The sequence below is a fragment of the Myxococcaceae bacterium JPH2 genome, from assembly GCA_016458225.1.
In the GTDB taxonomy this organism is placed as follows: Bacteria; Myxococcota; Myxococcia; order Myxococcales; family Myxococcaceae; genus Citreicoccus.
The window spans coordinates 38,559-62,359 of record JAEMGR010000019.1 but is presented as its reverse complement, the minus strand read 5'-3'; the positions used below and the strand labels follow the sequence as shown (position 1 = coordinate 62,359).

Below are 23,801 nucleotides of genomic sequence, written 5' to 3'. Positions count from 1 at the left end.
AGCCCGTGGCGCCGCTTCCGGCTCACGCGCACCACGAGCCTTCGCGCCCGAGGCCGGCCCTCATCCATGACCCGCAAAGACAATCATCCCCGAGAGCCTGGACAGACATTCACAAACAGCACGGAACGAGCTTCGCGGTGGGGAGAGCCCAGGCGGTGACTTCACCTGGGCGCAGGCCCCGGAGGGCGCTCCGCGTGGCCACGGCGTTCAAGGCCCGGAGCGATGCAGCCTCGGGCGCGACGCCGACGGAAGGCAGCCGAGCGAGCCCCTCGGGGACGACCGCCGCGGGGCACACTCCCGCTCGGAATCCAGTGGAACCGGGCGCCGAGGAGCGGCCTTTCGCGGCTGCGACTTCCGCGCGCGGTGAGCGGGGACTCGCGGCGCGAGGAGACCTCGGCACGGACCGTCTGAGTCATGGCGCGACTGGCGGCGCGGGCAGGCGACCTCAGACTGTGGACAGGCTGCATGTTTTCACTCTCGCGGCTGAAAACCCATGTCTGTGATTCGGCGCGCCTCCTACTGAGCATGCAGGCGTGTTCAGCATTGGTTGTGCTCAAAACAAAACTTCGCTACACCCTTTCTCACTTGGAGCCCCGGAGGCCATCTCGGCCACCGGACGGAGAACGCCTCACCCCCAGAAACGTGCGGTCTCACCCTCGGCCGCGGGCACCTGTCCGCCATGCCGCGGGGGTCCTGTCCGCGCTTCCCGCCGCAAAGCCAGACGTCCCTCGTCCGCGCGTCCCCCCACGCGCGCCTCATCCACGACTGTCTTTCCCCCCCGACCCCTCATGAAGAAATCACTTCTGCTGGTCGAGTCGTTGCTTGTCACCGCCGCGCTGGGCTGCGGCGCCCCCGAACTGGTTCCCTCGGAGTCGACGTACGAATCCGCGGGCTCGGGCTCAGTGATGGCGAGCGCCTCCGCGGCGCTCACCACCCAAGGATGCACGCAGCTCTCCATCGTCGCCGTGAAGGCCAGCGGAGACGACGGCAACGGCCCGGGGAACACCCTGGACGACACGATGACGACGCGCTGGAGCAGCCTCGGCAAGGGTCAGTGGATCGACTACGACCTGGGCACCGTCCAGAACGTGAATGGCGTGTCCATCGCGTGGCATCAGGGCAACCTGCGCGCGAGCAACTTCACGGTGTCCGTGGCGCCGGACGGCTCCAACTACACGCAGATCTACAGCGGCAAGAGCTCCGGCAAGACGACCGCGGCCGAGACGTACACGTTCACGGGCCGCTCGGCGCGCCGGGTGCGCATCACCGTCAACGGCAACACCCTCAACGACTGGGCGAGCATCGCCGAGGCTCGGGCCTGTGGCACCGGTACCAGCCCGGGAACGGGAACGGGGACGACGCCGTCGACCAATCCCAACCTCGTCTGGCGCGGCGACTTCGAGACGGGCGACCGCAGCCAGTGGGACCGCACGCAGATGGTGAGCGCGGACCGCCTCCAGGTGGTGACCTCGCCCACGCGCGAAGGCCGCTACGCGCTCCAGGCCACGGTGAAGCAGGGAGACGATCCCATCAACGCCAGCGGCAACCGCAACGAGCTGGTGAAGATGACGCGCGAGCCCGTGGGCTCTGAGTACTTCTACCGCTGGAGCAACCTCTTCGCCTCGAACTACCCGAGCGCCAAGACGTGGCAGCTCTTCGCGCAGTGGCACCACGAGGGCAGTGACGGCTCGCCGCCCGTCGAGTTCTACGTGAACGGGGAGGAGATCCTCCTCAAGGTTGGCGGCAGCGGAGGCACCATCGTCTGGCGCACGCCGCTGGTGCGCAATGCGTGGCAGGACTTCATCTTCCACGTGCGCTGGTCGCCCAACTCCACGGTGGGCTTCGTCGAGCTGTACCACAACGGCAAGCTCGTCCTGCCCAAGCGCGCCATGGCCACCCAGTACTCCGGCATGCTGAACTATTTGAAGGTGGGCCTGTACCGCAACGACACCATCGTCCCCGTCGGCGTCGTCTATCACGACGGCTGGGTGATGGGCCGCACGCTCCAGGACGTCCTCAACAGCACCTACAAGGTGAATTGAGCTGACGCGCGACGCGCGCCCCGTGCCCTCCGAGGGCGCGGGGCGCGGGTCTTTCATCACGCGGCGATTCCCGGGTAATCTCAGCTGAACTCCTGGGGGTTGTCTCCATGCGCTTGCGCGCATTGCTCGCCGCCGTGCTGCTCACCACCGGTTGTTCGACCACCTATGCCATCCCTCGCTCGGAGCTGCCGCGCCTGGATGGCTGGAAGGATGATCGCAGCGTCCGGCTGACGGAGGTGGGCGACATGCGGCCGGGGGAGGCCAAGGAGACGCGCTCGCTGCGTGACGTGCAGGGCACCGAGCACACCTTCAGCGCGGACACCCCGCTCGTGCTCGTGCGCCGTGACGGAGCGACGGTGGAGGAGCGCTTCGTGCAAGTGCACGTGGATGACACGCGCTTCGTGGGCGTCCCGCTGTCTCAGCCGGAGCAGCCCGTGGAGGTGCCCCTGGAGCAGGTGCAGGCCGCGAGCGTGCGCCACTTCAACCTGGCGCGCACGATGCTGCTATCGGGCGGCGTGGCCGCGGGAATCCTGGCGTCCGTGGCGACGATGGTGTTGCTGTTCGCTCCCAAGGAGCACGCGAGCAACGGCACGACGGGAGAGAACCTGCCGTGCACCCACGCCTGCCATCAATGACAACACCTGGACCAGCGAGTGTCAGGGTTTGTCCTGCCGCAGGCGCAGCAACCCCTCTTGCGTCACCGAGGCGACGAGCCGTCCGTCGCGCGTGAAGACATGCCCGCGCGCCAGCCCCCTCGCGTTGCCGGCCCACGGACTGTCCATGCTGTACAGGAGCCAATCGCTCACGCGCAGGTCTCCGTGAAACCAGAGCGCGTGATCCAAGCTGGCCATCTGCATGTTGCGCTGCATGAAGCTGGCGCCGTGCGGATGCAGCGCGGTGGCGATGAGGTTGAAGTCCGAGGCGTACGCCAGCACCGAGCGATGGAGCTGCGGGTCCTCCGGGAGCGGGCCGTCCGCGCGGAACCACACGTGCTTGACGGGCGCGGTGCGCTCGGGCGCGAACGGATCCACCCACGTCACGGGCCGCATCTCGATGGGCTTGGCGCACAGGAACTTCTCGCGCACGCGCTCGGGGATGAGGTGCGACTGGCGGCTGAGCAGCTCGATGTCCGTGGGGAGGGACTCGGGCGGCGGCACGTCGGGCATGGGCGCCTGGTGCGAGAAGCCGGGCTCGTCGCCCTGGAACGAGGCCATCAGCGTGAAGATGGGCTGTCCCTTCTGGATGGCCACCACCCGGCGCGTGGTGAAGCTGCCGCCGTCGCGCACGCGGTCCACGGTGTAGACGACGGGCAGCGCGGCGTCGCCGGGGCGCAGGAAGTAGCCGTGCAGCGAGTGCACGGTGCGCTCCGCTTCGACGGTCTGGCTCGCGGCCGACACGGCCTGCCCCAGCACCTGGCCACCGAAGAGCTGGCGGAAGCCCAGGTCCTGGCTGCGCCCTCGGAACAGGTTCTCCTCGATGGGCTCCAGCTTCAGCAGCGACACCAGCTCGTCCAGCACGCGACTCATTCCACCCTCCACGCGCGAGCCCCGCGCTCGCGCCGAGTGGCCGCCACGCTACCGCGTCCACGCCTCCCGCGCGCACTCCCGCAGTGTCGCGCCACGAACACCTCCGCGAGGTTTCCATGGGGCAGCTCTCCGTGCGCGCCGTGAGTGAGACCCTGCGCCGCCACCCGGTGTGGACCGGCGTGACGCTCACGTTCCTCGCGAGCCTGCTGCTGCGCTGGCTCTACCTGCGCACGGCGCCGGACCGGGACTGGCCCTTCTCCATCTTCTTCTACGGTGACTCGCGCTTCTTCCACACCGCCGCGCTGGCCTGGGCGCGCGGCACCGAGCCCGAGGCCACCCTGCCCTACCACCCGCCCCTGTTCCCGTGGTTCCTGAGCCTGCTGTACCGCGCGCTCGGTGAGCCCCAGGGCAGCGCGTATCCGTACAAGCTGGGCCTCGCGGTGCTGGGCTCGGGGACGGTCGCGCTCACCTGGGCGTGGTGGCGCAAGCTCCTGGGCACGGGCTGGAGTCTGCTCGCGGCCGGGCTCTACGCGTCCAGCTTCGGTTGGCTGGTGCTGTCCACCACGTACAGCAACGAAGTCCTCTACGCGCTGCTGCTCTCCGCCACCTGCGCGCTCGTGCTCGCCGGTCCACGGTCCTGGCGCGGGGCGCTCGCCCTGGGCGCGGTGATGGGACTGGGCACGCTCACCCGCGCCGAGCACCTGTCCCTGTGGCCGTTCCTCCTGGGCTTCGCGTGGCTTCGCCGCGCGCCCTCCACGCCGCCGAGCGCCTGGCTCTTGCGCTGGGGCGTGGCCCTGGGAGTGTCAGCGCTGGTGCTGCTGCCCTCGGCGGTGCACAACGCGCGCGTGCTGCGCGAACTCAACGAGCGCACGCCCCAGCTCGAGCCCCTGCCCGAGTTCACCCCCGTGACGGTGTATGGCCCCATCAACTTCGCCATGGCCAACCACACGGGCGCCACGGGAGGCTTCGCGCCGGACCTCATCAACCAGGGAGGCCACAACGGCCAGCTCGACGCCACCCTGCCCGCGCACCGCCACCTGTTGCTGCATGGCTACGCCGAGGGCCTGCGCTGGCTGGCCGAGCACCCCTCCGACGCCGCGAGCCTGCTGGGCGCCAAGCTCAGTCGGTGGCTGGATGGTTTGAGCCTGGGGCTCGGCGTCTCCAACCTGCCCGCGGGACTGAGCGGCAATCGCGCGCCGGTGGATGTCTTCGTCCCCGACAGCCCCGGGCTCAAGTGGCCCCTGGCGCTGCTGCTGCTGGCGGGCATGGGGCTGTCGCTGCGCGCCGCCCACCGGGACTTCCTCCTGCTCACCGGCGTGGTGCTGCACCGGCTGCTCATCACCCTGGCCTTCTTCGGCTACAGCCGAGGAATGCTGGCCGTCTTCCCGGCCCTGCTCCCCCTGCTGCTGCTCCCCCTGAAGGCCCTGGCCCAGCGGCGGGAAGTGCTCGCCGAGCGCCTGTGCGTGATCGCCACCGCCGCGCTCCTGCTCCTCTGGCTAGAGGCCGGGCTGGCGAGCCAGGACATGCCCCGCCGCTTCATGGCCACCGGCAGCACCGACACCGTCAGCGGACGCCTCATCCAGGACGACTGGGTCCGCGTCTGGCCGCGTCCCTGACGGCGACCGTCCTGTAATACTCCGAGAGAGGCGGATTTTGCCACAGGTGAACTGTCCACATGCGGACAGTCCTACCCCGCAGAAATCCAGGAGTTCGTTAAATTCCAGCACTTTGAGGAATAGCCGACATTCAAATTATTCGAGGACACAGCTACTCCGGTGGCGCTCCATCCCGGAGCGACGCAGCTCCTAACGGCTCCCGTCCGCAGTGGAGAATCGCATGCGCCACTTGAGGTCCGCAGCATGTTGTCTTGTCCTGATGTTGTCAGCCACAGGGCAAGCCCTCCAGCAGCCCCCTCCCTCTCAACAGAGTGCCCTGGCTCCGAAGGCCTTCTACAAGCCAGAGCTCTCCCTCCCCGTACAGAACATGCCGTTGCAGAAGGCCCGCTCGCTGATGCCGACGCTGGGCGCGGATGCCTGGTCGGAGTTCTTCGCGCGCAACGGCAGCGGGTTCAACGTCTACCTGGATCCGCGCACGGGCACGCCCACGGGCATCCAGGGCTCCGTGCCGCTCATCCCCGGTGACGGCTTCAACAACCGCGTGTCGCTGGATGCGGTGCGCGAGGAGATTGGCCGCTCGGTGGGGGGGGTGGATGAGTCGGTGGTGGCGGACCTGGTCTTCAAGTTCATCGCGGACAACCAGGCCGCGATCGGCGTGGACCTGCTCCAGCTCGGCTCGCCGCGCGTGACGCAGGTGGCGCCGCATCTGTGGCAGGTGCACATCCCGCAGGTGCTCAACGGCGTGCCGGTGCGGGACGCTCGGGTCGCCGCGACCATCAGCCACGGCAACCTCATCCTCCTGGGCACCGAGTCCTGGAAGAACGCGCGCATCGACACGAAGCCCGCGGTGGCCGCGAGCGAGGCGCTGACGTCGGGCAACACGTTCGTGGGTCGGCAGCTCGCGCCCAACAGCCTGTGGCAGCAGCCCACGCTGGAGATCGCCCCGTTCTCGAAGGACGGCGCGGCGTTTGGCGAGGGCTATGGCCACCTGCTCGTGTGGAGCTACGGCTTCCAGAGCCCCGGTGAGTCCGAGCGCTGGAAGGTGACGGTGGATGCGCAGACGGGCGAGGTGCTCGCGCTCGAGGACGCCAACCACTACTTCGATGCCAGCATGAAGGGCGGCGTCTATCCGTCCACCAACATCGGGGTGTGCGCGTCCAATGGCACGTGCGGCACCATGCAGCCCGGCACGCCGATGCCGTGGGCGGACACGGGCTTCGCGTCCCCCAACAACTACACGGACGGCGCCGGCATCTACAACTACAGCTCCGGCACGCTGTCGACGACGCTGTCGGGCAAGTACGTGAAGATCTCCGACGCGTGCGGCGCCATCAGCGCCACGTCCACCACGGGCAGCCTGGACCTGGGCGGCGTCAACAACGACCACGACTGCGTGGTTCCGGCCGGCACGTCCGCGGGCAACACCGCGGCCACGCGCTCCAGCTTCTACGAGCTGAACAAGATCAAGGAAGTGGCGCGCGGCTGGCTGCCCACCAACACGTGGCTGCAGGGCCAGCTCACGGCGAACGTGAACATCAACAGCACGTGCAACGCGTTCTGGAACGGCACGACGGTCAACTTCTACCGCAGCGGCGGCGGCTGTCGGAACACGGGCGAAATTGGCGCCGTGTTCGACCACGAGTGGGGCCACGGCATCGACAACTTCGACGCCAACGGCACGCTCAGCAACTCGAGCGAGGGCTACGCGGACATCGCGGCCATCTACCGCCTGCAGACCTCGTGCGTGGGCTACGGCTTCTTCCAGACGTCCAATCCGGGCTGCGGCCCGACGCCGGACGGCACGGGCTTCAACCAGCAGGAGTCGCAGGTCGCCGGGCAGTCGTGGTGCAACCTGCGCTGCTCCGGCGTGCGTGACGCGGACTGGGCCGCCAGCGCGCCCAACACCCCGGCCACGCCGCAGAACTTCGTGTGCCCCATGTGCAGCTCCGGCACGGGCCCCTGCGGCAAGCAGGTGCACTGCGCCGCCTCGCCCGTGCGTCAGGCCGCGTGGGACCTCGTGACGCGTGACCTGGCCGGCGCGCCGTTCAACTACGACTCCAACACCGCCTTCATGGTGGGCAACAAGCTGTTCTACCAGGGCAGCGGCAACGTGGGCACGTGGCACGCCTGCAACTGCACCGCCGGCACGTCCGACGGCTGCGGCGCGACCAACGGCTACATGCAGTGGCTGGCCGCGGATGACGACAACGGCAACCTCGCCGACGGCACGCCGCACATGACGGCCATCTACGCCGCCTACAACCGCCACAACATCGCGTGCTCCACGCCCGCGCCGGTCAACGCCGGGTGCTCCGCGGGTCCGAGCACCGCGCCGGTCGCCACCGTCACGGCGGGCGACAGCCAGGTGGGCGTCAACTGGACGAGCGTCCCCGGCGCCAACCAGTACTGGGTCATGAAGACGGAGGGCTTCGCGGGCTGCGACTTCGGCAAGGCGCGCGTCGCCAACGTCACGGGCACCAGCTACAACGACCCCGAGGTCGCCAACGGCCGCCAGTACTGCTACTCGGTCGTCGCGGCCAGCTCCAACGCCTGCTACAGCACGGCGAGCGCCTGCGTGTGCACCACGCCGGTGTGCGCCGCGCCGACCGTCCCCGCGCTCGCGACGCCGAACGATGGCGCCACCGCGGTGGAGCTGTCGCCCGCGCTGGACTGGGCGGATGTCACGGGGGCCTCGGGTTACGAGGTCGAGGTGGCGACCGACTCGGCCTTCGCCAACAAGGTGGCCTCGGCCAACTCGCTGGTGAGCAGCAACTGGACGGTGACGGCCTCGCTCGCGGCCAACACGGTGTACTACTGGCATGCGCGCGCGGCCAACTCGTGCGGTGGCACGAGCGCCTGGTCCGCGACCCGCTCGTTCACCACGCGCGGCTGCATCACGCTGGGAGCGCCCACGCTCTCCAGCCCCGCCGGCGGCGCGACGGGCGTGTCCCTCAACGCGGCGCTCGACTGGAGCGACGTGACGAGCGCGTCCGGGTACGACGTGGAGCTGTCCACCGACCCGAGCTTCTCGCCGGTGGTCCGCTCCGCCAGCAGCCTGAGCACCAGCGCGTGGAACGTGACGCCGGCGCTCTCCAACCTCACCACCTACTACTGGCACGCGCGCGCCAAGGACAGCTGTGGCGCGGGTCCGTGGAGCACGGCGTCCAGCTTCACCACGACGAACATCTGCACCCCGGTGGCCGCCGCGTACAACAGCACGCTGAAGGCTCCGGCCTGCGGCTCGGTCTGCGGCTGCGACACGGGCGCCACGCTCATCAACGGCCGTGGCACGCTGTCCGGCGGCATCGAGCCCAACCAGCCCAACACGCTGGGCGCCTCCTGCGCGGATGGTGTCTCCGGCACGTACCACTCCGACGAGAGCATCGACCGCATCTCGCTGAAGACCGTCGATGAGGGCACCATCACCCCGGGCAAGCAGGTCAAGGTGGACGTCACCGTGTACTGCTGGGGCACGTCCGACTCGTTGGACCTGTACTACACGACGAACGCCACCACGGCGCCGACGTGGACCACGCTGACCACGAATCAGGCGTGCACCGTCGCGGGCTTGAAGACGTTCTCGTACACGCTGACGGTGGGCGCCAACACGGGCAACCACGCCGTGCGCGCGCAGTTCCGCTACGGCGGGACGGCGACGAGCGCGTGCGTGTCCGGCAGCTACAACGACCGCGACGACCTGGTGTTCAACGTCTCGGCGGCGGTCGCCAAGGCGAACGGGAAGGCGGCCCAGACGAAGCAGGGCCGCGCGACCCCCACGGCCCGCTGATGCGCAAGGCTCCGGAGCGCGGCCCCGCTCCGGAGTCTGAGCTGCTGGGCCCGTGACACCGAGGGGCTCCTGGATTCAACCAGGGGCCCCTCTTCCTTTGCGCCAGCGACCTAGAGCGCCTTCAGGACGACGGACGGAGCGGAGCGGTCGACCGGGCCGTGGAACACCGTCTCGAGGTTGTTGCCGTCCGGATCCAACACGAACGCGGCGTAGTAACCCGGGTGGTACTTGCGCTCGCCGGGACCGCCGTTGTCGCGGCCTCCCGCGGCCAGGGCCACCTCGTAGAAGCGGTGCACCGTCTCGCGGTCCGGCGCCTGGAACGCCAGGTGGATGCGCGACGGCGGTCCATCCGCCGTGACGAAGAGCTCATCCGTGTTGAAGAACGTTGGCGCCTCGTGCTGGATGGTCAGTCCGAACACCTCCATCACCGCGCGATAGAACCGCCGACTGGCCTCCAGGTCCTTCACCTGGATGTGCACGTGATCGAACAACCGGCCCCTGTGGAACTCCATCATCGCTCGCTCCTGGGAACGCAACATCCGTTCAGTCTGACTACGGAGCTACCTTGCCGACCTCACAGGTCCCAGGCAAGCGGCAAAACACGGCGCCGGGGCGCGATGGGCAGCGCGCGCGCCACCGTGCTGTAGTCGCGCCTCCCCTCACGCCAGGACACTCCGGTGATGCCACGTCGTCCCGCCGCGATGCTGATGGCCGTCATGTCCCTTTGCGCGCTCCCCGCCTTCGCGGCAGAGACGCCCGCGCCGCCTCCCGCGCTCGGGGCGTTGGACGCGCTGTACCCGGACCTGGACAAGCTCTACCGCGAGCTTCACCAGGCGCCCGAGTTGTCGCGGCAAGAGGAGAAGACAGCGGCGAAGCTCGCGGCGAGGCTGCGCGCGCTGGGCTACGACGTGACGACGCAGGTGGGGGGCCACGGCGTGGTGGCGCTGTTGCGCAACGGCGCGGGGCCCACGGTGATGCTGCGCACGGAAATGGACGGGCTGCCCGTGGAGGAGAAGACGGGGCTGCCGTACGCGAGCAAGGTGACGGCGGTGGACGATGGCGGGCAGCGCGTCTCGGTGATGCACGCGTGCGGCCATGACGTGCACATGACGTCGTGGATGGGCACGGCGATGCTGCTCGCTCGCGCGCGCGGCCAGTGGCGAGGCACGGTGATGCTCGTGGCGCAGCCCGCCGAGGAGCAGGGCTCGGGCGCGCGGCAGATGTTGGAGGCGGGCTTGTTCCAGCGCTTCCCCAAGCCGGACTTCGCGGTGGCCTTGCACGACAGCAGCACCGCCGAAGCGGGCACGGTGGAGTACACGCCGGGCTTCGCGCTCGCGAGCGTGGACTCGGTGGATGTCACGCTCTACGGCAAGGGCGGACACGGCGCGTATCCGCAGACGACGGTGGATCCGGTGGTGATGGCGGCGCGCACGGTGCTCGCGCTCCAGACGCTGGTGAGTCGCGAGAAGGACCCGCTGGAGCCCGCGGTGGTGACGGTGGGCTCCATCCACGGAGGCACCAAGCACAACATCATCCCCGACGAGGTGCGGCTCCAGCTCACCGTCCGCTCGTACAAGCCCGAGGTGCGCAAGCGGCTGCTCGAGGGAATCGAGCGCATCGTCAAGGCCGAGGCCCTCGCGTCCAACGCGCCACGTCCGCCCACCGTCTCCGTCACTGAGGGCACGCCGGCCACGTACAACGAGCCCGCGCTCACGCAGCGGCTCGTCTCCGCGCTGGCGCGTGCACTCGGCGACAAGAACCTGCGCACGGCCCCGCCCGTCATGGGCGGCGAGGACTTCTCCGAGTACGGCCGGCTCGGGATTCCCGCGACGCTGCTGTGGCTCGGCGCGGTGGAACCACAGCGCTACGCACAGGCCAGGCAATCGGGAGAGCCGCTCCCCTCCTTGCACTCCGCCACCTTCGCGCCGGACCGCGAGCGCACCCTGCGCACCGGCATTTCGGCCCTCACCACCGCCGCGCTGGAGCTGCTCGGCCGGCCGTGAACCGGCGCGTCAGTGTCCGCCACCTCACGTGCAGAGAGCAGCAAAACACGCTTCTCGCGCTCTGTTCGCCCGGCAAAACATGAAAACCACGGACTCGCGCGCCGCGGCGTCATTCCAGACGCAACGGCGCGTTTGCCCTCTGCGATAATGGGAGACGGACTTCTCGTGTGTTGAGCCAACGGAGGGCGGGCCGATGTGGGTTGAGATCATCGTCATGCCTCGGGACGTTGTAGGCGCGAGCGCGGCTGTGAAGAAGGCAGCGAAGTCCCTGGACCGCCGGGCCGTGTACGAGCGGGGCGTGCAAGAGAGCCAACGATTCCGCGAGTCCCTGGTGGGCTATCTGGACGCACAGGGCCTGGCGGGAGGGGTGAAGTGGATGAGTGAGCCCGGCTCACTGCCGCAGGTGACGCTCGTCGCCAGCCCCACCGTGTTGGAGCAGCTTCGCCAGGCGCCCCAGTTCGAGGCGGGCATGACCATGCCCCTCGAGATGCTCCTGTAGTCCTCGCCCTGGCATGCCCAACCTCTACAAGCGCATCGAGGTCATCCGCCGCACGCCCAACCGCGAGCTGATCATCTATCGATGCCTGGAAGTGCTGGGCCAGGGCGGCTACGTGGTGCAGAGCGCGGACCGGCTGCGCGAGCCCTTCAGTCAGAAGGACCGCGAGGTGCTGGAGCGCCAGTTCTGGGAGTTGCTCTCCGAGACGCCTCCCGAAGAGCGCTCCGCGCCGCACGCGACGTTGGAGCAGGCCATCGCGGCGTTCGAGTCGGAATTCGCGTAGCCCATCGCTGAGCGCACACCCGTGAGCGCCAAACCGGCGCTCTGACGCAGCCGTTCACCTCGGTGCGTCATGCGCAACGGTCGCACTGCGAACAGCGACCTCCAACACACGACCTACACGTCTCACCTCGCAAGCATCGTCAGATTTTTCATGCTTCGCTTGTATCGCATGCTTGACGTGCATATCTCGTATTACACAGGATGCGCCACCCGCGGTGCCTGACGCCCTCCTGGGTCATGCACGGATGCGGGGCACTTGTGTCGTGCCGAAAACAGGGGGCTTCGCGCGGGGTCGGGCCGGGGGTGCGCGCGGGTAGCGCCGTTGAATCCGCCACACCGGGCACGCAGTCTCCCTGCGCTTCGGGGTCCACCCGTCCGCACAGGGCTCACGCGGGTTCAACCCGCACCGGAGGGTTCATGTACTGGAAGAGGCTGGCGGCCGTCGCCACGCTGCTCTGCTGCACCACGACGTCCGCCTGGGCAGCCGACCGCGAAGTCTGGGTCACGCTCGGCACGGACACCGTGAGCGAGGTCCAAGCGGCACTGAAGGACTCGGGCGCGGGCGTGGAGGGCCGTGAACAGAACGGCATCCGCGTGCTCCGCGTGCATGAGTCGCAGCTCGTCGTCATCGCGCGCGTGATGCACGATCGCTTCAACCGCTGCGGCGGCTTCGTGACGCACGACACGCAAGAGCAGGCGAACGCGGAGCTGCGCTCCACGCCCACCTCGCTCGCGACCGCGGTGGCCTACACCATCGACAACGCCGCGGTGGTCAACTCGCTCGTCGGCGGCCTGAGCGAGTCCACCCTGCGCGGCACCATCAGCTCGCTGGCCAGCTTCACCAACCGCTACTACACGTCCCAGACGGGGGTGGACGCGGCCAACTGGCTGAAGACCGAGTGGACCAACATCGCGGCGGGCCGCGCGGACATCTCCGTGCAGCTCTACACGCACTCCACCTGGGCCCAGCCCTCCGTCATCCTCACCATCACCGGCACCTCGAGCCCCAGCGAGGTCGTCGTGATGGGCGGCCACCTGGACTCCATCAACCTCAACAACACCGCGGGCGTCGCGCCCGGCGCGGACGATGATGCCTCGGGCGTCGCCACCCTCACCGAGGTGCTGCGCTCGGCCATTGCCAAGGGCTACAAGCCGGCGCGCACGGTGAAGCTCATGGCCTACTCGGGCGAGGAGGCCGGCCTCAAGGGCTCCAAGGAGATCGCCGCCGCGTACAAGACCGCGGGCACCAACGTCGTGGGCGCGCTCCAGCTCGACATGGTCAACTACCGCGGCTCGTCGTGGGAGGTGACCATCGTCACCGACAACACCAACGCCGCGCAGAACACCTTCCTCACCAACCTCATCAACACGTACACGGGCTACACGTGGACCAACATCACGTGCGGCTACGCGTGCTCGGACCACGCCTCGTGGACCAGCCAAGGCTACCCGGCGTCCATCCCGTTCGAGGCGCTGATGAGCGAGTACAACCCGTACATCCACACGGCCAATGACACGCTGGCCAACAGCAGCGGTGGCACGGCGGACAACGCCCTCAAGTTCGCGAAGATCGCCGCCGCGTACATGGCCGAGCTCGCCAAGGGCGTCGTCGGTGGTGGCGGCCCGCCGGACACCACCCCGCCCACCGTGTCGCTCACGGCGCCCACCGGTGGCACCGTGTCGGGTTCCGTGACGCTCTCCGCGACCGCCAGCGACAACGTGGGCGTCAGCCGCGTGGACTTCCTCGTGGACGGCGCGGTGAAGAACTCGGACTTCTCCTCGCCGTACAGCTACGCGTGGGACTCCACCACGGCCAGCAACGGCAGCCACACCGTCTCCGCCGTCGCGTATGACGGCGCGGGCAACTCCACGGCGACCAGCGCCGTGACGGTGACGGTGGCCAACACCGTCTTCACCGCCGTCTACAACGCCACGCTCAAGGCCCCGGCCTGCGCCAGCGTGGGCACCGCGTGTGACTCGGGCACGCTGCTCACTGGCCGCGGCAGCATGAGCCCCGCCGAGACCAACGCGCCCAACACCCTGGCGGGCTCCACCTGCGCGGATGGCGCGTCGGGCACGTTCCACTCGGATGAGTCCAACGACCGCATCAAGGTCAGCTCGGTGAATGGCACCGCGTTCGGCCCGGGCAAGCAGGTCAAGGTCGAGGCCACCGTGTGGGCCTACTCCTCGTACACCTCCGACAAGCTGGACCTGTACTACGCGGCCAACGCGAACAGCCCCACGTGGACGCTGATCGGCACGCTGTCGCCCACCGTGGCCGGCGCGCAGACCCTGTCCGCCACGTACACGCTGCCCGCAGGTTCGCTCCAGGCGGTGCGCGCGCGCTTCCGCTACCAGGGCTCCGCCGCCGCGTGCGGCACGGGCTCGGTCTCGTACGACGACCAGGACGACCTCGTGTTCGCCGTGGGGCCGTGACGCGCTGAGGGATGGAGGGACGCGGGTCTCCCCACCGCGTCCCTCTTCCGCGCCGCGCTGGCACCCTCCCCGCCTTTCGATGAAACTCGGGACATGCCTCCTGGCCCGACCTCCACGCGCCCCTGGTTTGCCTTCTCCCTGGACCTGTCCCCCGCGACAGCGCGCGAGCACCGGGCGGGCCTGCCCCCCATCCCCACCCTCCCCGAGGGTGAGCTGGCCGAGGCGCTCGACGTGGACCTCGTCTACGACGTGACCTCCCCGGCCTGGAACGGACGCGTCGCCCGACTGGTGGATGCTCCGGGACGCCGCCTCCTGGGACGGCTGCGCATCCTCCCCGCCGAGTCCTGGGACGCGGTCGCCCGCTTCGAGGCCGCCATGGCCGAGGCCACCGAGTCGCGCGCGGTCCGCGTGCGCACCGCCACCGGCGCCACCCTCTCCGCCCAGGCCTTCACGCCGCCCGCGCGCCCCGGCCCCGCGCCCACCGGGCCCGTGAGCGAGTCCTTCCTCGTCGCCCTCGCGCTCTGCGCCGAGCGCGCCGGCCTCGCCCCCGACTACGTGGAGCGACTCCAGGCCGAGGCGCAGATCGTCCACACCCTCCAGCGCTCCCAGCCCGCCACCACCCCGCTGCCGCCGGCTCGGAAACCGAACTCCAAGTAATAACCGCGCGGATTCCGGTGGTTTGTGGGGGGAATCGCAGGAAAAAGCGCGCTGTGACGCAACCGGGCGAGGGTTCCCGCCGACGATGTCCAAGCGGGGCGCTCTGCCCACTGCCTTCAGGCCACGAGGACACCTTCGGATGACGCTTCCAGCCACCACGCGCGCCTCGACCCCTCGCCCCGCCGCCGCTGCGTCCACCCCGACCAAGCCCACCGTGGCGTCGCTCACCGCGACCGGGGGCGCCTGGAACCGGACGCAGACGAAGGAAGTGTCCATCTCCGACCTCCAGCAGAAGTTCGGCTGGAACGAGGCGAGCTGGCAGGGCCGCCTCATGAAGGCCGCGGATGGCGCCGGCACGAAGACCCGGGGCCGCAACGGCAGCGTGTCCGCCTCCGAGCTGGAGAACTACCTCGCCGCGCCGACGGACGCGCAGTTCCTCACCTCCACCGCGCTCCAGAAAGAGCGCGCCGCGCTGGACGCCAAGCTCAAGGGCGGGGCCCACACCGCGGACGTGGACGCCTTCGACACGAAGTGGCAGGCAGCGGTCGCCAAGCGCGCCGACAAGCTCAGCGGCAACGGCGACGGTCAGCTCTCCGTGGATGAGCTGAACGCCTTCATCAACGACTCCAAGGCCGGCAAGCTCAAGGACACCCAATGGGTGCCGGATCAGAAGGCGGCCGTCTTCGAGAGCCGCGTGGCGGAGGGCGCTGGCGAGGTGGATCCGCTCCGCCCCCAGGCCACCGGGAAGACCGACAGCGGGCTGTCGCTCATCAAGGAGTACTCCCGCGCCTCGCTCGACCAGGGCAAGAACGTCCCCACGTTCGTGAGCTACATGCTCTCCGCGTCGGACATCCGCGAGACGCCGGCCACCGTGAACCGCTCGAAGAGCACCTTCACGCGGGACCCCGTCCTGGGCTCCAAGGGCGTCACTGACTCGGACTACAACAACACCGGCTTCGACCGCGGCCACATGAAGCCCGCAGAGGACTCGCCCACGCAGGAGGCCATGGACGAGAGCCACCTGATGACCAACATCGCGCCCCAGTACGGCAACCACAACCAGCAGGTGTGGCGCACGCTGGAGCAGGGCGTGTCGGGGCTCGTGAAGGCCACGGGCGGCAAGGCCTACATCCTCACCGGCAACCTGTTCCTGGACGCGAAGGGCAAGCCGCTGCCGCCCGAGTCCATCGAGACGACCGGCTCGAAGACGCGCCGCATCGCCGTCCCCACGCACAACTTCAAGACGGTGCTGCTGGAGCTGCCCAACGGCAACCTGACGATGTTCGCCTACCTGGTGCCCAACACGAAGCAGGGCCCCTCGAAGAAGGACGACATCATCCCCTTCCTCGAGTCCACCCGCGTTCCGGTGGATCGCATCGAGGAACTGCTCGGCCAGGACCTCTACGCCGAGCTGCCCAAGGCCGTGCAGACCAAGATGGAGAAGGACTCCAAGGCCCTGGGCGCCTTCCAGGACGGCAGCGCGTACCAGTCGCTCACGATGCTGAAGCCGCCCGCGTCCTGAAGCACCCGGCTCAGCGCACCGCCGGCGTGGCCTGCGCGAGCTTGAGCAGCTCGGTGCGCTTCGCGTCGCCGTAGGCCCAGACGCGCTCGCCGGTCACCTCGAACCAGCTCTGGCGAGCGTTCCACCCTCCCGCGACGATGAGCCGCGCGCCCACCTGGGGGCCCGCGACATGCGCGTCCGGGACGCCCGCGGCGCGATCCGCCAGCACGGACGTTCCGCAGCGCATCTTCCCCATCGCCGGAGTGAACACCGCGGGGATGGGCTCCTTGCGCGCGGGGCCTCGGAGGACTTCCTCCACCGCGAGCCGCACGCGCGGCGGACGGTTGCGCGTGGCGCCTTCGTCCCGCACCTCCAGGACGCGGACCACATACAGCTCGCAGCCCCCCATCTCATCCTTGGGGGGCGCGTCGTCATAGGCCGGATTGTAGTGGGGCGGAGGGCGGCACTGCGTGGTCGACCAGTCCGCGGACTCCTTCGGCAGCTCCCGGTCGATGTCCGTGGGGTGGAACCACTCCCCAGCCCCGGCTTGCCACGCGACCCCCACGCCCAGCACCGCGACCACCGCCGGAATCTGGAACAAGAGCTTCTTCGAGCGTGTCATACCCGGAGTGTACCCCAGCCACCGACGGGGCTGGATACGACATCAGGGGGACACAGGCCGGCGCCCCAGCGACACGGCCGCGAAGACGACGAGGACCGTCCAGAACAGCGGGTAGCCCATCTTCACCGCGTGGATCAGATCCTGGTGCCCATTGAGCGCGGGGATCAGCTGAATCGACAGCCAGCTCAACGTGGGCACCGCGGCGATGCCCACGGCCAGCAACGGCACGGTCCGCCAGCGGAGAGGTGCGCCCGCCCACCGCAGGGCCCCGCACACGCCCACGCTGGCCAGGGCGAGCGCGACCACGAGTTCCCCCGCGCCCCGGGCCCACACCCGCCACATGGCGTCGCCCAGCGCGAGCACACCGGAGCCCCGGGGGCCCAGCAGCCCCGCCACATCTCGCGTGAGGACGAAGGCCACCAGGGACACGGCCCCAGCGCCCCCGAGCGCCAGCCCCTTGCGAACACGCGACCCCGGCGCATCCAGGACGGGCAGCCACGCCGCCCCTCCCGCGAGGAGACACCCAGGCACCGCCGCGAGCGGGAAGTGACGAAGCCACTCCAGCCCCTCCCAGCCGCGCAGGCCCACGACCTCCAGGAACCAGCCGGCCCACGCCAGCAGCGCGAGCACTCCCACCCCCAGGTGACGTCGTGCGCGCGGCGTCATGGCGCCTCCTTCAGCGAAGCACCCGGTCGAAGGCGACGCGCAGGAAGTCATCCAGCGCCGCGCGGCTCTTGTCGGCGCGGCTCCGCAACACCGCGCCCTCCCAGGCGTTGATGAGGAAGGCGGCGAGCGTCGCGGCGGACACGCTGTCGGAGACCTCGCCCGCGCGCTGAGCCTCTTGAATCACGGGCTCCAGCTCGCTGGACCACGCGGTGAAGCCCTGCGCCACCCGCTCGCGGATGAGCGCGCTGTGGTCCGCCATCTCCACCGCGAAGTTCCCGAGGAGGCACCCGCGCTCGAACTTCCACGTCACCATCGTCTCGACCGCCACGGCGAAGTACCGCCGCAGCCGTTCGCGAGGGGCCACCGAGGCCTCCGTCAACAGCGCGGACCGCGCGTCGGGGCCCTCCAGGTAGCGATTGATGCACTCGACGCCGAGCGCCTCCTTGCTCTCGAAGTGGTTGTAGAACGACCCCTTCGGAACGCCAGCCGCGGCGGTGATGTCCTGGACCCCGCACCCGTTGAAGCCCTGCCGGAGCAGCGTCTTGAGACCGGCGGCGACGAGCTTCTCCCGAACATTGGGTCTGGGCATGCCCTCGGAATACGACCGGTCGTCTGGAGGCGTCAAGCACCGGAGACCTCCGCGCCCCCATCCTCATTCGAGACTCAAGACGACCGGTCATCTTGAATCGAGGCGCCTGCTTGCCTACCGTGGCCCTCGAACCGGGCGAGCCGGCGGGAGGCACACATGAGCAGGTCGGACGAAGTCATCGTCGTTCTGGGGGCAACGGGGCAGCAGGGAGGCGCGACGGCGCGCCAGTTGTTGGCGGAGGGCTGGAAGGTCCGAGCGCTGGTGCGCCACCCCACGCATGCGGCGGCGAGCGCGCTGGCGCGGGCGGGGGTGGAGGTGGTGCCGGGCAACATGGGAGACCGGGGTTCGCTCGACGCGGCGCTGCGTGGCGCGCACGGCGTGTTCAGCGTGCAGCCCAGCCAGGGCCAGCCCACCGCGGGGGTGACGTCGGCGGATGAGATTCGCTTCGGGAAGAACGTCGCGGACGCGGCGAAGGCCGCGGGCATCCGCCACCTCGTCTACACGTCCGCGGGCGGCGCCGAGCGAGGCACGGGCGCGAGCCACTACGAGAGCAAGTGGGAGATCGAGCAGCACATCGCGCGCCTCGGGCTGCGCGCCACCGTGCTGCGCCCCATGGCCTTCATGGAGCTGTTCGCCCAACCCGACTTCGGCGTGCCCGAGGGCGTGTTGCGCTTCCTGAGCCTGCCGGACCGAGGGCTCCAGCTCATCGCGGTGGAGGACATCGGGAAGTTCGCCGCGCTCGCCTTCGCGCAACCGGAGCGCTTCGTCGGAGAGGCGCTGGAGCTCGCGGGTGACCGGCTGACCGGGCCGCAGATGGCGCGGGCGATCGGTCGCGCCCTGGGACGCGAGATTGCCTACGCGCAGATTCCCCGTGAGTTCGTGGCGTCGAACCCCGACATGTTGAAGCTGGTGGACTTCGCCAACGACGACGGCGGCAAGGCGGACATCGCGGCCTTGCGCGCGCGGCACCCGGGCCTGCTGTCCTTCGACGCGTGGCTCCAGCGCACCGGCCAGGCGCTCTTCGTGCGCGGTGAGCGAAGGGACGCCTGACCCACCGCCCTCCCCGCCTTGCGTCCCCCGCGGAGGTTCGACGCTGGGGGCGCGCGGCGTGTGGCATCCAGCAGCGAACGGGAGGCTCGCGCCGCATGGCCGTTGCACCCCGCGCCGGCTGAGCGTAGGGAGTCGCCCCTCCCATGTCCGCGACCGCTCAACTGCTCGAAGCCGTCCGTAAGGCCGCCCGCCCTGGCATCTGGTCCAACGGGGTCAACCTCGCGCGCGCGGGCGCCGTGGTCCTCCAGTCCCAGACGGAGTCCGAGATAGAACTCCGCGTTCGCTCGCCGGGCCGGCCCGTGGCCCTCACCGTCGCGCTCTATCCGAACGACGAGGCGTGGGAGTGCGATTGCCCCAGCCGCGTGGATCCCTGTGAGCACGTCGTCGCCGCGGCCATCTCCATCCAGCAGGCCGAGAAGCAGGAGACGCCGCTGGCTCCCGCCGCGAGCAAGTGGTCGCGCATCGTGTACCGCTTCACCCGCGTGGACGGCGGCCTCCAGCTCCACCGCGCCATCGCGCACGCGGACGGCTCCGAGGAGCCACTCGACGGCAGCATCGCCGCCATCCTCGCCAAGCCCGCGCAGGCCGCCACGCTCCAGGTCGAGCAGTCCGACCTGCTCGCGGATCGACTCCTCGAGCGCCGCACGCGAGGCGCCATCTCGCCCGAGTCCCTGGAGGCGCTGCTGCGCGTGCTGGAGCCCTCGCGCAACGTGCTCCTCGATGGTCGCCCCGTCGCCATCGCCGGTGAGGTCGTGCTGCCCCACGCCGTCGTCGAGGACCGCGGCGGTCAGCTCGTGGTGACCGTCACCAAGGACGCGCGCATCGAGGAGATCCTCAGCCCGGGCGTCGCGCTGTGTGGCGATGCCATCGCGCGCCTGGGCGAGACGTCGATGACGGGCCCGTGGCTCCAGCACTTGCCCATCGTCCGGAACTACGCGCCCGAGCAGCTCGGAGAAATCACCTCCAAGGTCCTGCCCGAGCTGGGCCGCCGCATCCCCGTCGAGGTCCGCAGCAAGCGCCTGCCGCCCATCGACCGCGACCTCAAGCCGCGCATCCTCATGGAGCTGAACCAGCTCGACTCCGGCCTGTCCGTGCTGCCCACGCTCGTCTACGGCGCGCCGCCCACGGTTCGCGTGGACGCGGGCCGCATGGTCTACCTGCGCGGCGCCGTCCCCCTGCGCGACGAGGCCGCCGAGCAGCGCCTCCTGCATCAACTCCGCGAGGAGCTGAACCTCATCCCGGGACGCCGGCTCACCGTGCAGGGGCAGGAGATGGTGCGCTTCGCCGACAAGCTGCGGCGCTGGCGCGGCGACCTCACGGGTGACGCGGCGGGCGTGGTCAGCCCCAACGTCCGGCTGCTCCCGTCGCTGCGTGTCGAAGGCGGCGCCTCCGAGTCGGGCGTCCCCGACGTGCGCTTCACCCTCGAGTTCCAGGTGGAGGGCGGCAAGGGAGGCACGCAGACCGTGGAGGCCGCGGCCGTGCTCCGCGCCTGGACCGAGGGACTGGGCCTCGTGCCGCTCGACGGTGGCGGTTGGGCGCCGCTGCCTCGCGCGTGGCTCGACAAGAATGGCCAGCGCGTGGCGGATCTCCTCGCCGCGCGACAGGCGGATGGGCGCGTGTCCAACCACGCGCTGCCCGAGCTGACCGCGCTCTGCGAGACGCTGGAGCAGCCCCCGCCTCCTGGACTCGAGCGCCTGGCGCCGCTGGTCGAGGGCTTCGAGAAGCTCCCGGCCCCCACCCTCCCCGCCGACCTCACCGCCACGCTGCGCCCCTATCAGCAGCAGGGCGTGAGCTGGCTTGCCTTCCTGCGCGACGCGGGGCTCGGCGGCATCCTCGCGGACGACATGGGTCTGGGAAAGACACTCCAGACGATGTGCGTGCTCGGCACCCGCTCGCTCATCGTCTGCCCCACCAGCGTGCTGCCCAACTGGGCCGCGGAGCTTCAGCGCTTCCGTCCTTCGCTGAAGGTCAGCACGTACCACGGCCCCGGCCGCGCGCTGGATGACGGCGCGGACGTCACGCTCACGACCTACGCCATCCTGCGCCTGGATGCGGCCGTGCTGGCCGGACGCACCTGGAACGCGGTGGTGCTGGACGAGGCCCAGGCCATCAAGAACCCCGAGAGTCAGGTGGCGCGCGCCGCCTTCGGACTCAAGGCGAACCTGCGGCTGGCGCTCAGCGGCACGCCGCTGGAGAACCGGCTGGAGGAGCTGTGGAGCCTCATGCACTTCGCCAACCCCGGCCTGCTCGGCGGCCGGCGCCAGTTCGACGAGAAGGTGGCGCAGCCCATCTCGGAGGGACGCCCCGGCGCGGCGGAGCAGCTGCGCAAGCGGATCCGCCCGTTCATCCTGCGGCGCCTCAAGCGCGACGTCGCCCCCGAGCTGCCGCCGCGCACCGACTCCGTCATGCACGTGTCGCTGGATGAGCGCGAGCGCTCCGTCTACGACGCGGTGATGGCCGCGACGCGCGCCGAGGTGGTCGCCCTGCTCAATGAGGGCGGCAGCGTCCTCAAGGCCCTCGAGGCCCTGCTCCGGCTGCGTCAGGCCGCGTGCCACCCGGCGCTCGTGCCCGGACAGCACGCCGCGACCTCGTCCAAGGTCCAGACGCTGGTGGAGGCGCTCACCACCGCCGTGTCCGAGGGCCACAAGGCGCTCGTGTTCTCGCAGTGGACGTCGCTGTTGGATCTCGTCGAGCCGCACCTGAAGACCGCGGGCATCGCGTTCGACCGGCTCGACGGCACCACGGCCAACCGCGGCGACGTCACCTCGCGCTTCCAAGGCGCGGACGGCGCACCGGTGCTGCTCATGTCGCTCAAGGCGGGTGGCACGGGACTCAACCTCACCGCGGCGGACCACGTGTTCCTCATGGACCCCTGGTGGAACCCCGCCGCCGAGGCCCAGGCCGCGGACCGCGCGCACCGCATCGGGCAGGAGCGCCCCGTCATGGTGTACCGGCTGGTGTCTCAGGGGACCGTGGAGGAGCGCATCCTCGGGCTCCAGGAGAAGAAGCGCGCGCTCTTCGAGGCCGCCCTCAGTGAGGCGTCGGCCGCGACCTCCATCACCCGCCAGGACCTGCTCGAGTTGTTCTCCTGAGGCTTGAATCCATGCGGGGAGGAGGCTCAACCTCCTCTCTTCGCATGGCGTCCACCTCCGGAGCGCACCCATGTCCCGCAACGTGATTGCCGAAGCCGTCGCCCACTATGAGCACCTGCTCCAGGGCGATGTCCTGCGCCGCACCCATGAGCAGCTGTTGCAAGCGGTCTCCTCCCGCACCTCGCTGCGACGCCAGGGCCGCTCGCTGTACCGCGCGCTTCGGCCGCGATTCATCACGCTCGAGCAGCACCGCGAGATTCAGCGCGCGACCCTCGCGGTGAACCGCGCGCTGGAGGTGGTGTTCCAGCGCGCGTGTCGGGACGAACCCTTCCGCCGCGAGCTGGCCCTGCCCGAGTGGGTGGACCTCCTGGCGGCGGTGGACGCGCACTCGCCCTTGCCAAGCGTCATCGGGCGCATGGACGGGCTGATGGACGCGTCCGGCGTGCTGCGCTTCATCGAGTACAACACCGCGCCGGGTGGACTGTTCCGCACGCATGACCTCGCCGAGGTCTTCCACGCCACCCCCATCATGGAGTCGTTCTCGCAGCGCTACGCCGTGAGCGCGCCGTGCTACGCGCCTCACTACATCGAGGCGCTGCGAGAGAACCACGCGCGCACGGGACGCACCGGGCCCCTGCGCATGGCCTTCTTCGGGCCGGCGGGCCCGGACGACTCCGAGGAGGAGGAGGTCCTCCAGGCGTACTTCCAGGCGCAGGGCATCCTCCTGGAGCTGGTCACCTCCGAGGATGAGTGGTCGCACCGCGACGGGCAGCTCTTCCTGCGCGACCTGCGCATCGACGCCGTCACGTTCATCTCCGCCATTGGCTTTGGCGGACTCGTCATCGGCTGCGGCCCCGAGCACCCGGTCATGGAGGCCCTGCGCGCGGGCTCCGCGTGGTTCATGAACGGGCTGTTCCGCACCTGCGTGCTGCGCAGCAAGGCGCTCTTCGCCATCCTCAGCACCCAGGCGGAGACGGACCTCTTCGATGCGGAGTCGCGCGCGGCGGTGGCGCGGCACGTCCCGTGGACGCGGCTGGTGCGCGAGGGCACCACGCGCTATCGCGGCGAGGACGTGGACCTGGTGCCCTTCATCCTGGAGCACCGCGAGCAGCTCGTCCTCAAGCCCACCACGGACTACGGCGGCACCAGCGTCACGCTGGGCTGGGAGACTGATGCGGAGCACTGGCGCACGACGCTCCAGCAAGCGCGCGAGGAGACGTGGGTCGTCCAGGAGCGCGTCACCACGCCGCGCGAGCGCTTCCCCTACTTCGAGGACGGACAGCTCCACTTCGAATCGCTCTACTCGGACCTCAACCCGTTCGTGTGGAACGACGCGAGGCAGGAGTCCTGCCTCGTGCGGCTGTCCACCGCGGCCGTGGTGAACGTGGCGCAGGGCGGCTCCTTGACGCCGCTCGTCGTCATTCGCGAGCGCTGAG

18 protein-coding genes are annotated in these 23,801 nt (G+C 69.9%); 13 read left to right on the top strand and 5 right to left on the bottom strand.

Annotation, left to right across the window (positions count from 1 at the left end; genetic code table 11):
* Positions 1-788: 788 nt before the first annotated feature.
* Both JGU66_25745 and JGU66_25740 read left to right on the top strand, forming a co-directional pair.
* Positions 789-2,042 (top strand): heparin lyase I family protein, encoded by a 1,254-nt coding sequence (locus JGU66_25745; protein ID MBJ6764193.1) that lies wholly within the window; start codon positions 789-791, stop codon positions 2,040-2,042.
* 107 nt (positions 2,043-2,149) lie between these two features.
* Entirely contained in the window at positions 2,150-2,677 is a 528-nt protein-coding gene (locus JGU66_25740; GenBank protein ID MBJ6764192.1) for a hypothetical protein, read from the top strand.
* 21 nt (positions 2,678-2,698) lie between these two features.
* Here JGU66_25740 and tesB read toward each other — a convergent pair whose 3' ends face one another.
* Positions 2,699-3,568, bottom strand: coding sequence for an acyl-CoA thioesterase II (gene tesB / locus JGU66_25735; GenBank protein ID MBJ6764191.1), 870 nt, complete (start codon positions 3,566-3,568; stop codon positions 2,699-2,701).
* Between the two features lie 116 nt (positions 3,569-3,684).
* Between tesB and JGU66_25730 the strand changes: the two genes are divergently transcribed.
* Entirely contained in the window at positions 3,685-5,184 is a 1,500-nt protein-coding gene (locus JGU66_25730; protein ID MBJ6764190.1) for a glycosyltransferase family 39 protein, read from the top strand.
* A gap of 220 nt (positions 5,185-5,404) precedes the next feature.
* Positions 5,405-8,971 carry an endopeptidase gene (locus JGU66_25725; GenBank protein MBJ6764189.1) on the top strand — a complete coding sequence of 1,189 codons (3,567 nt, stop codon included), beginning with the start codon at positions 5,405-5,407 and terminating at the stop codon, positions 8,969-8,971.
* 110 nt (positions 8,972-9,081) lie between these two features.
* Here JGU66_25725 and JGU66_25720 read toward each other — a convergent pair whose 3' ends face one another.
* Positions 9,082-9,483, bottom strand: a complete 402-nt coding sequence (locus JGU66_25720; protein ID MBJ6764188.1) for a VOC family protein — start codon at positions 9,481-9,483, stop codon at positions 9,082-9,084.
* A 168-nt stretch (positions 9,484-9,651) separates the two neighbouring features.
* On the opposite strand from JGU66_25720, the gene JGU66_25715 reads away from it, so the two are divergent.
* The 6 genes from JGU66_25715 (at position 9,652) to JGU66_25690 (ending at position 16,367) form a co-directional block, all read left to right on the top strand.
* Positions 9,652-10,974 carry an amidohydrolase gene (locus tag JGU66_25715; GenBank protein ID MBJ6764187.1) on the top strand — a complete coding sequence of 441 codons (1,323 nt, stop codon included), beginning with the start codon at positions 9,652-9,654 and terminating at the stop codon, positions 10,972-10,974.
* Positions 10,975-11,167: 193 nt separating this feature from the next.
* The gene (locus JGU66_25710) at positions 11,168-11,473 is read left to right on the top strand and encodes a hypothetical protein (protein ID MBJ6764186.1); all 306 of its coding nucleotides are present in this window, start codon (positions 11,168-11,170) and stop codon (positions 11,471-11,473) included.
* Between the two features lie 13 nt (positions 11,474-11,486).
* Positions 11,487-11,753, top strand: a complete 267-nt coding sequence (locus tag JGU66_25705) for a hypothetical protein (protein MBJ6764185.1) — start codon at positions 11,487-11,489, stop codon at positions 11,751-11,753.
* Between the two features lie 416 nt (positions 11,754-12,169).
* Positions 12,170-14,188 carry a M20/M25/M40 family metallo-hydrolase gene (locus tag JGU66_25700; protein MBJ6764184.1) on the top strand — a complete coding sequence of 673 codons (2,019 nt, stop codon included), beginning with the start codon at positions 12,170-12,172 and terminating at the stop codon, positions 14,186-14,188.
* 93 nt (positions 14,189-14,281) lie between these two features.
* Positions 14,282-14,845, top strand: coding sequence for a gamma-glutamylcyclotransferase (locus JGU66_25695; protein ID MBJ6764183.1), 564 nt, complete (start codon positions 14,282-14,284; stop codon positions 14,843-14,845).
* 85 nt (positions 14,846-14,930) lie between these two features.
* Positions 14,931-16,367 (top strand): DNA/RNA non-specific endonuclease, encoded by a 1,437-nt coding sequence (locus JGU66_25690; protein MBJ6764182.1) that lies wholly within the window; start codon positions 14,931-14,933, stop codon positions 16,365-16,367.
* A 10-nt stretch (positions 16,368-16,377) separates the two neighbouring features.
* Here the strand turns inward: JGU66_25690 and JGU66_25685 are convergent, their stop codons facing one another.
* From JGU66_25685 to JGU66_25675, 3 genes are read right to left on the bottom strand one after another with little or no spacing between them, the layout of a single operon-like run.
* Positions 16,378-16,968 (bottom strand): hypothetical protein, encoded by a 591-nt coding sequence (locus tag JGU66_25685; GenBank protein MBJ6764181.1) that lies wholly within the window; start codon positions 16,966-16,968, stop codon positions 16,378-16,380.
* 42 nt (positions 16,969-17,010) lie between these two features.
* Positions 17,011-17,634 (bottom strand): hypothetical protein, encoded by a 624-nt coding sequence (locus JGU66_25680; GenBank protein ID MBJ6764180.1) that lies wholly within the window; start codon positions 17,632-17,634, stop codon positions 17,011-17,013.
* A gap of 10 nt (positions 17,635-17,644) precedes the next feature.
* A complete protein-coding gene (locus JGU66_25675) occupies positions 17,645-18,223 on the bottom strand; it encodes a TetR family transcriptional regulator C-terminal domain-containing protein (protein MBJ6764179.1) in 579 nt (192 codons plus the stop codon).
* A 156-nt stretch (positions 18,224-18,379) separates the two neighbouring features.
* On the opposite strand from JGU66_25675, the gene JGU66_25670 reads away from it, so the two are divergent.
* From JGU66_25670 to JGU66_25660, 3 genes are all read left to right on the top strand, one after another.
* Entirely contained in the window at positions 18,380-19,273 is an 894-nt protein-coding gene (locus tag JGU66_25670) for an NmrA/HSCARG family protein (protein MBJ6764178.1), read from the top strand.
* Positions 19,274-19,416: 143 nt separating this feature from the next.
* Positions 19,417-22,365: a DEAD/DEAH box helicase gene (locus JGU66_25665; protein MBJ6764177.1), complete on the top strand. Its 2,949-nt coding sequence runs from the start codon at positions 19,417-19,419 to the stop codon at positions 22,363-22,365.
* A 70-nt stretch (positions 22,366-22,435) separates the two neighbouring features.
* Entirely contained in the window at positions 22,436-23,800 is a 1,365-nt protein-coding gene (locus tag JGU66_25660) for a hypothetical protein (protein ID MBJ6764176.1), read from the top strand.
* The last annotated feature ends 1 nt before the right edge of the window (position 23,801 follow it).

What these genes read in the sequence shown, in the direction of transcription:
- JGU66_25745 (MBJ6764193.1), top strand. Translation starts at nt 789, where the DNA reads ATGAAGAAATCACTTCTGCTGGTCGAGTCGTTGCTTGTCACCGCCGCG.
- JGU66_25740 (MBJ6764192.1), top strand. Translation starts at nt 2,150, where the DNA reads ATGCGCTTGCGCGCATTGCTCGCCGCCGTGCTGCTCACCACCGGTTGT.
- tesB (MBJ6764191.1), bottom strand. Translation starts at nt 3,568, where the DNA reads ATGAGTCGCGTGCTGGACGAGCTGGTGTCGCTGCTGAAGCTGGAGCCC.
- JGU66_25730 (MBJ6764190.1), top strand. Translation starts at nt 3,685, where the DNA reads ATGGGGCAGCTCTCCGTGCGCGCCGTGAGTGAGACCCTGCGCCGCCAC.
- JGU66_25725 (MBJ6764189.1), top strand. Translation starts at nt 5,405, where the DNA reads ATGCGCCACTTGAGGTCCGCAGCATGTTGTCTTGTCCTGATGTTGTCA.
- JGU66_25720 (MBJ6764188.1), bottom strand. Translation starts at nt 9,483, where the DNA reads ATGGAGTTCCACAGGGGCCGGTTGTTCGATCACGTGCACATCCAGGTG.
- JGU66_25715 (MBJ6764187.1), top strand. Translation starts at nt 9,652, where the DNA reads ATGCCACGTCGTCCCGCCGCGATGCTGATGGCCGTCATGTCCCTTTGC.
- JGU66_25710 (MBJ6764186.1), top strand. Translation starts at nt 11,168, where the DNA reads ATGTGGGTTGAGATCATCGTCATGCCTCGGGACGTTGTAGGCGCGAGC.
- JGU66_25705 (MBJ6764185.1), top strand. Translation starts at nt 11,487, where the DNA reads ATGCCCAACCTCTACAAGCGCATCGAGGTCATCCGCCGCACGCCCAAC.
- JGU66_25700 (MBJ6764184.1), top strand. Translation starts at nt 12,170, where the DNA reads ATGTACTGGAAGAGGCTGGCGGCCGTCGCCACGCTGCTCTGCTGCACC.
- JGU66_25695 (MBJ6764183.1), top strand. Translation starts at nt 14,282, where the DNA reads ATGCCTCCTGGCCCGACCTCCACGCGCCCCTGGTTTGCCTTCTCCCTG.
- JGU66_25690 (MBJ6764182.1), top strand. Translation starts at nt 14,931, where the DNA reads ATGTCCAAGCGGGGCGCTCTGCCCACTGCCTTCAGGCCACGAGGACAC.
- JGU66_25685 (MBJ6764181.1), bottom strand. Translation starts at nt 16,968, where the DNA reads ATGACACGCTCGAAGAAGCTCTTGTTCCAGATTCCGGCGGTGGTCGCG.
- JGU66_25680 (MBJ6764180.1), bottom strand. Translation starts at nt 17,634, where the DNA reads ATGACGCCGCGCGCACGACGTCACCTGGGGGTGGGAGTGCTCGCGCTG.
- JGU66_25675 (MBJ6764179.1), bottom strand. Translation starts at nt 18,223, where the DNA reads ATGCCCAGACCCAATGTTCGGGAGAAGCTCGTCGCCGCCGGTCTCAAG.
- JGU66_25670 (MBJ6764178.1), top strand. Translation starts at nt 18,380, where the DNA reads ATGAGCAGGTCGGACGAAGTCATCGTCGTTCTGGGGGCAACGGGGCAG.
- JGU66_25665 (MBJ6764177.1), top strand. Translation starts at nt 19,417, where the DNA reads ATGTCCGCGACCGCTCAACTGCTCGAAGCCGTCCGTAAGGCCGCCCGC.
- JGU66_25660 (MBJ6764176.1), top strand. Translation starts at nt 22,436, where the DNA reads ATGTCCCGCAACGTGATTGCCGAAGCCGTCGCCCACTATGAGCACCTG.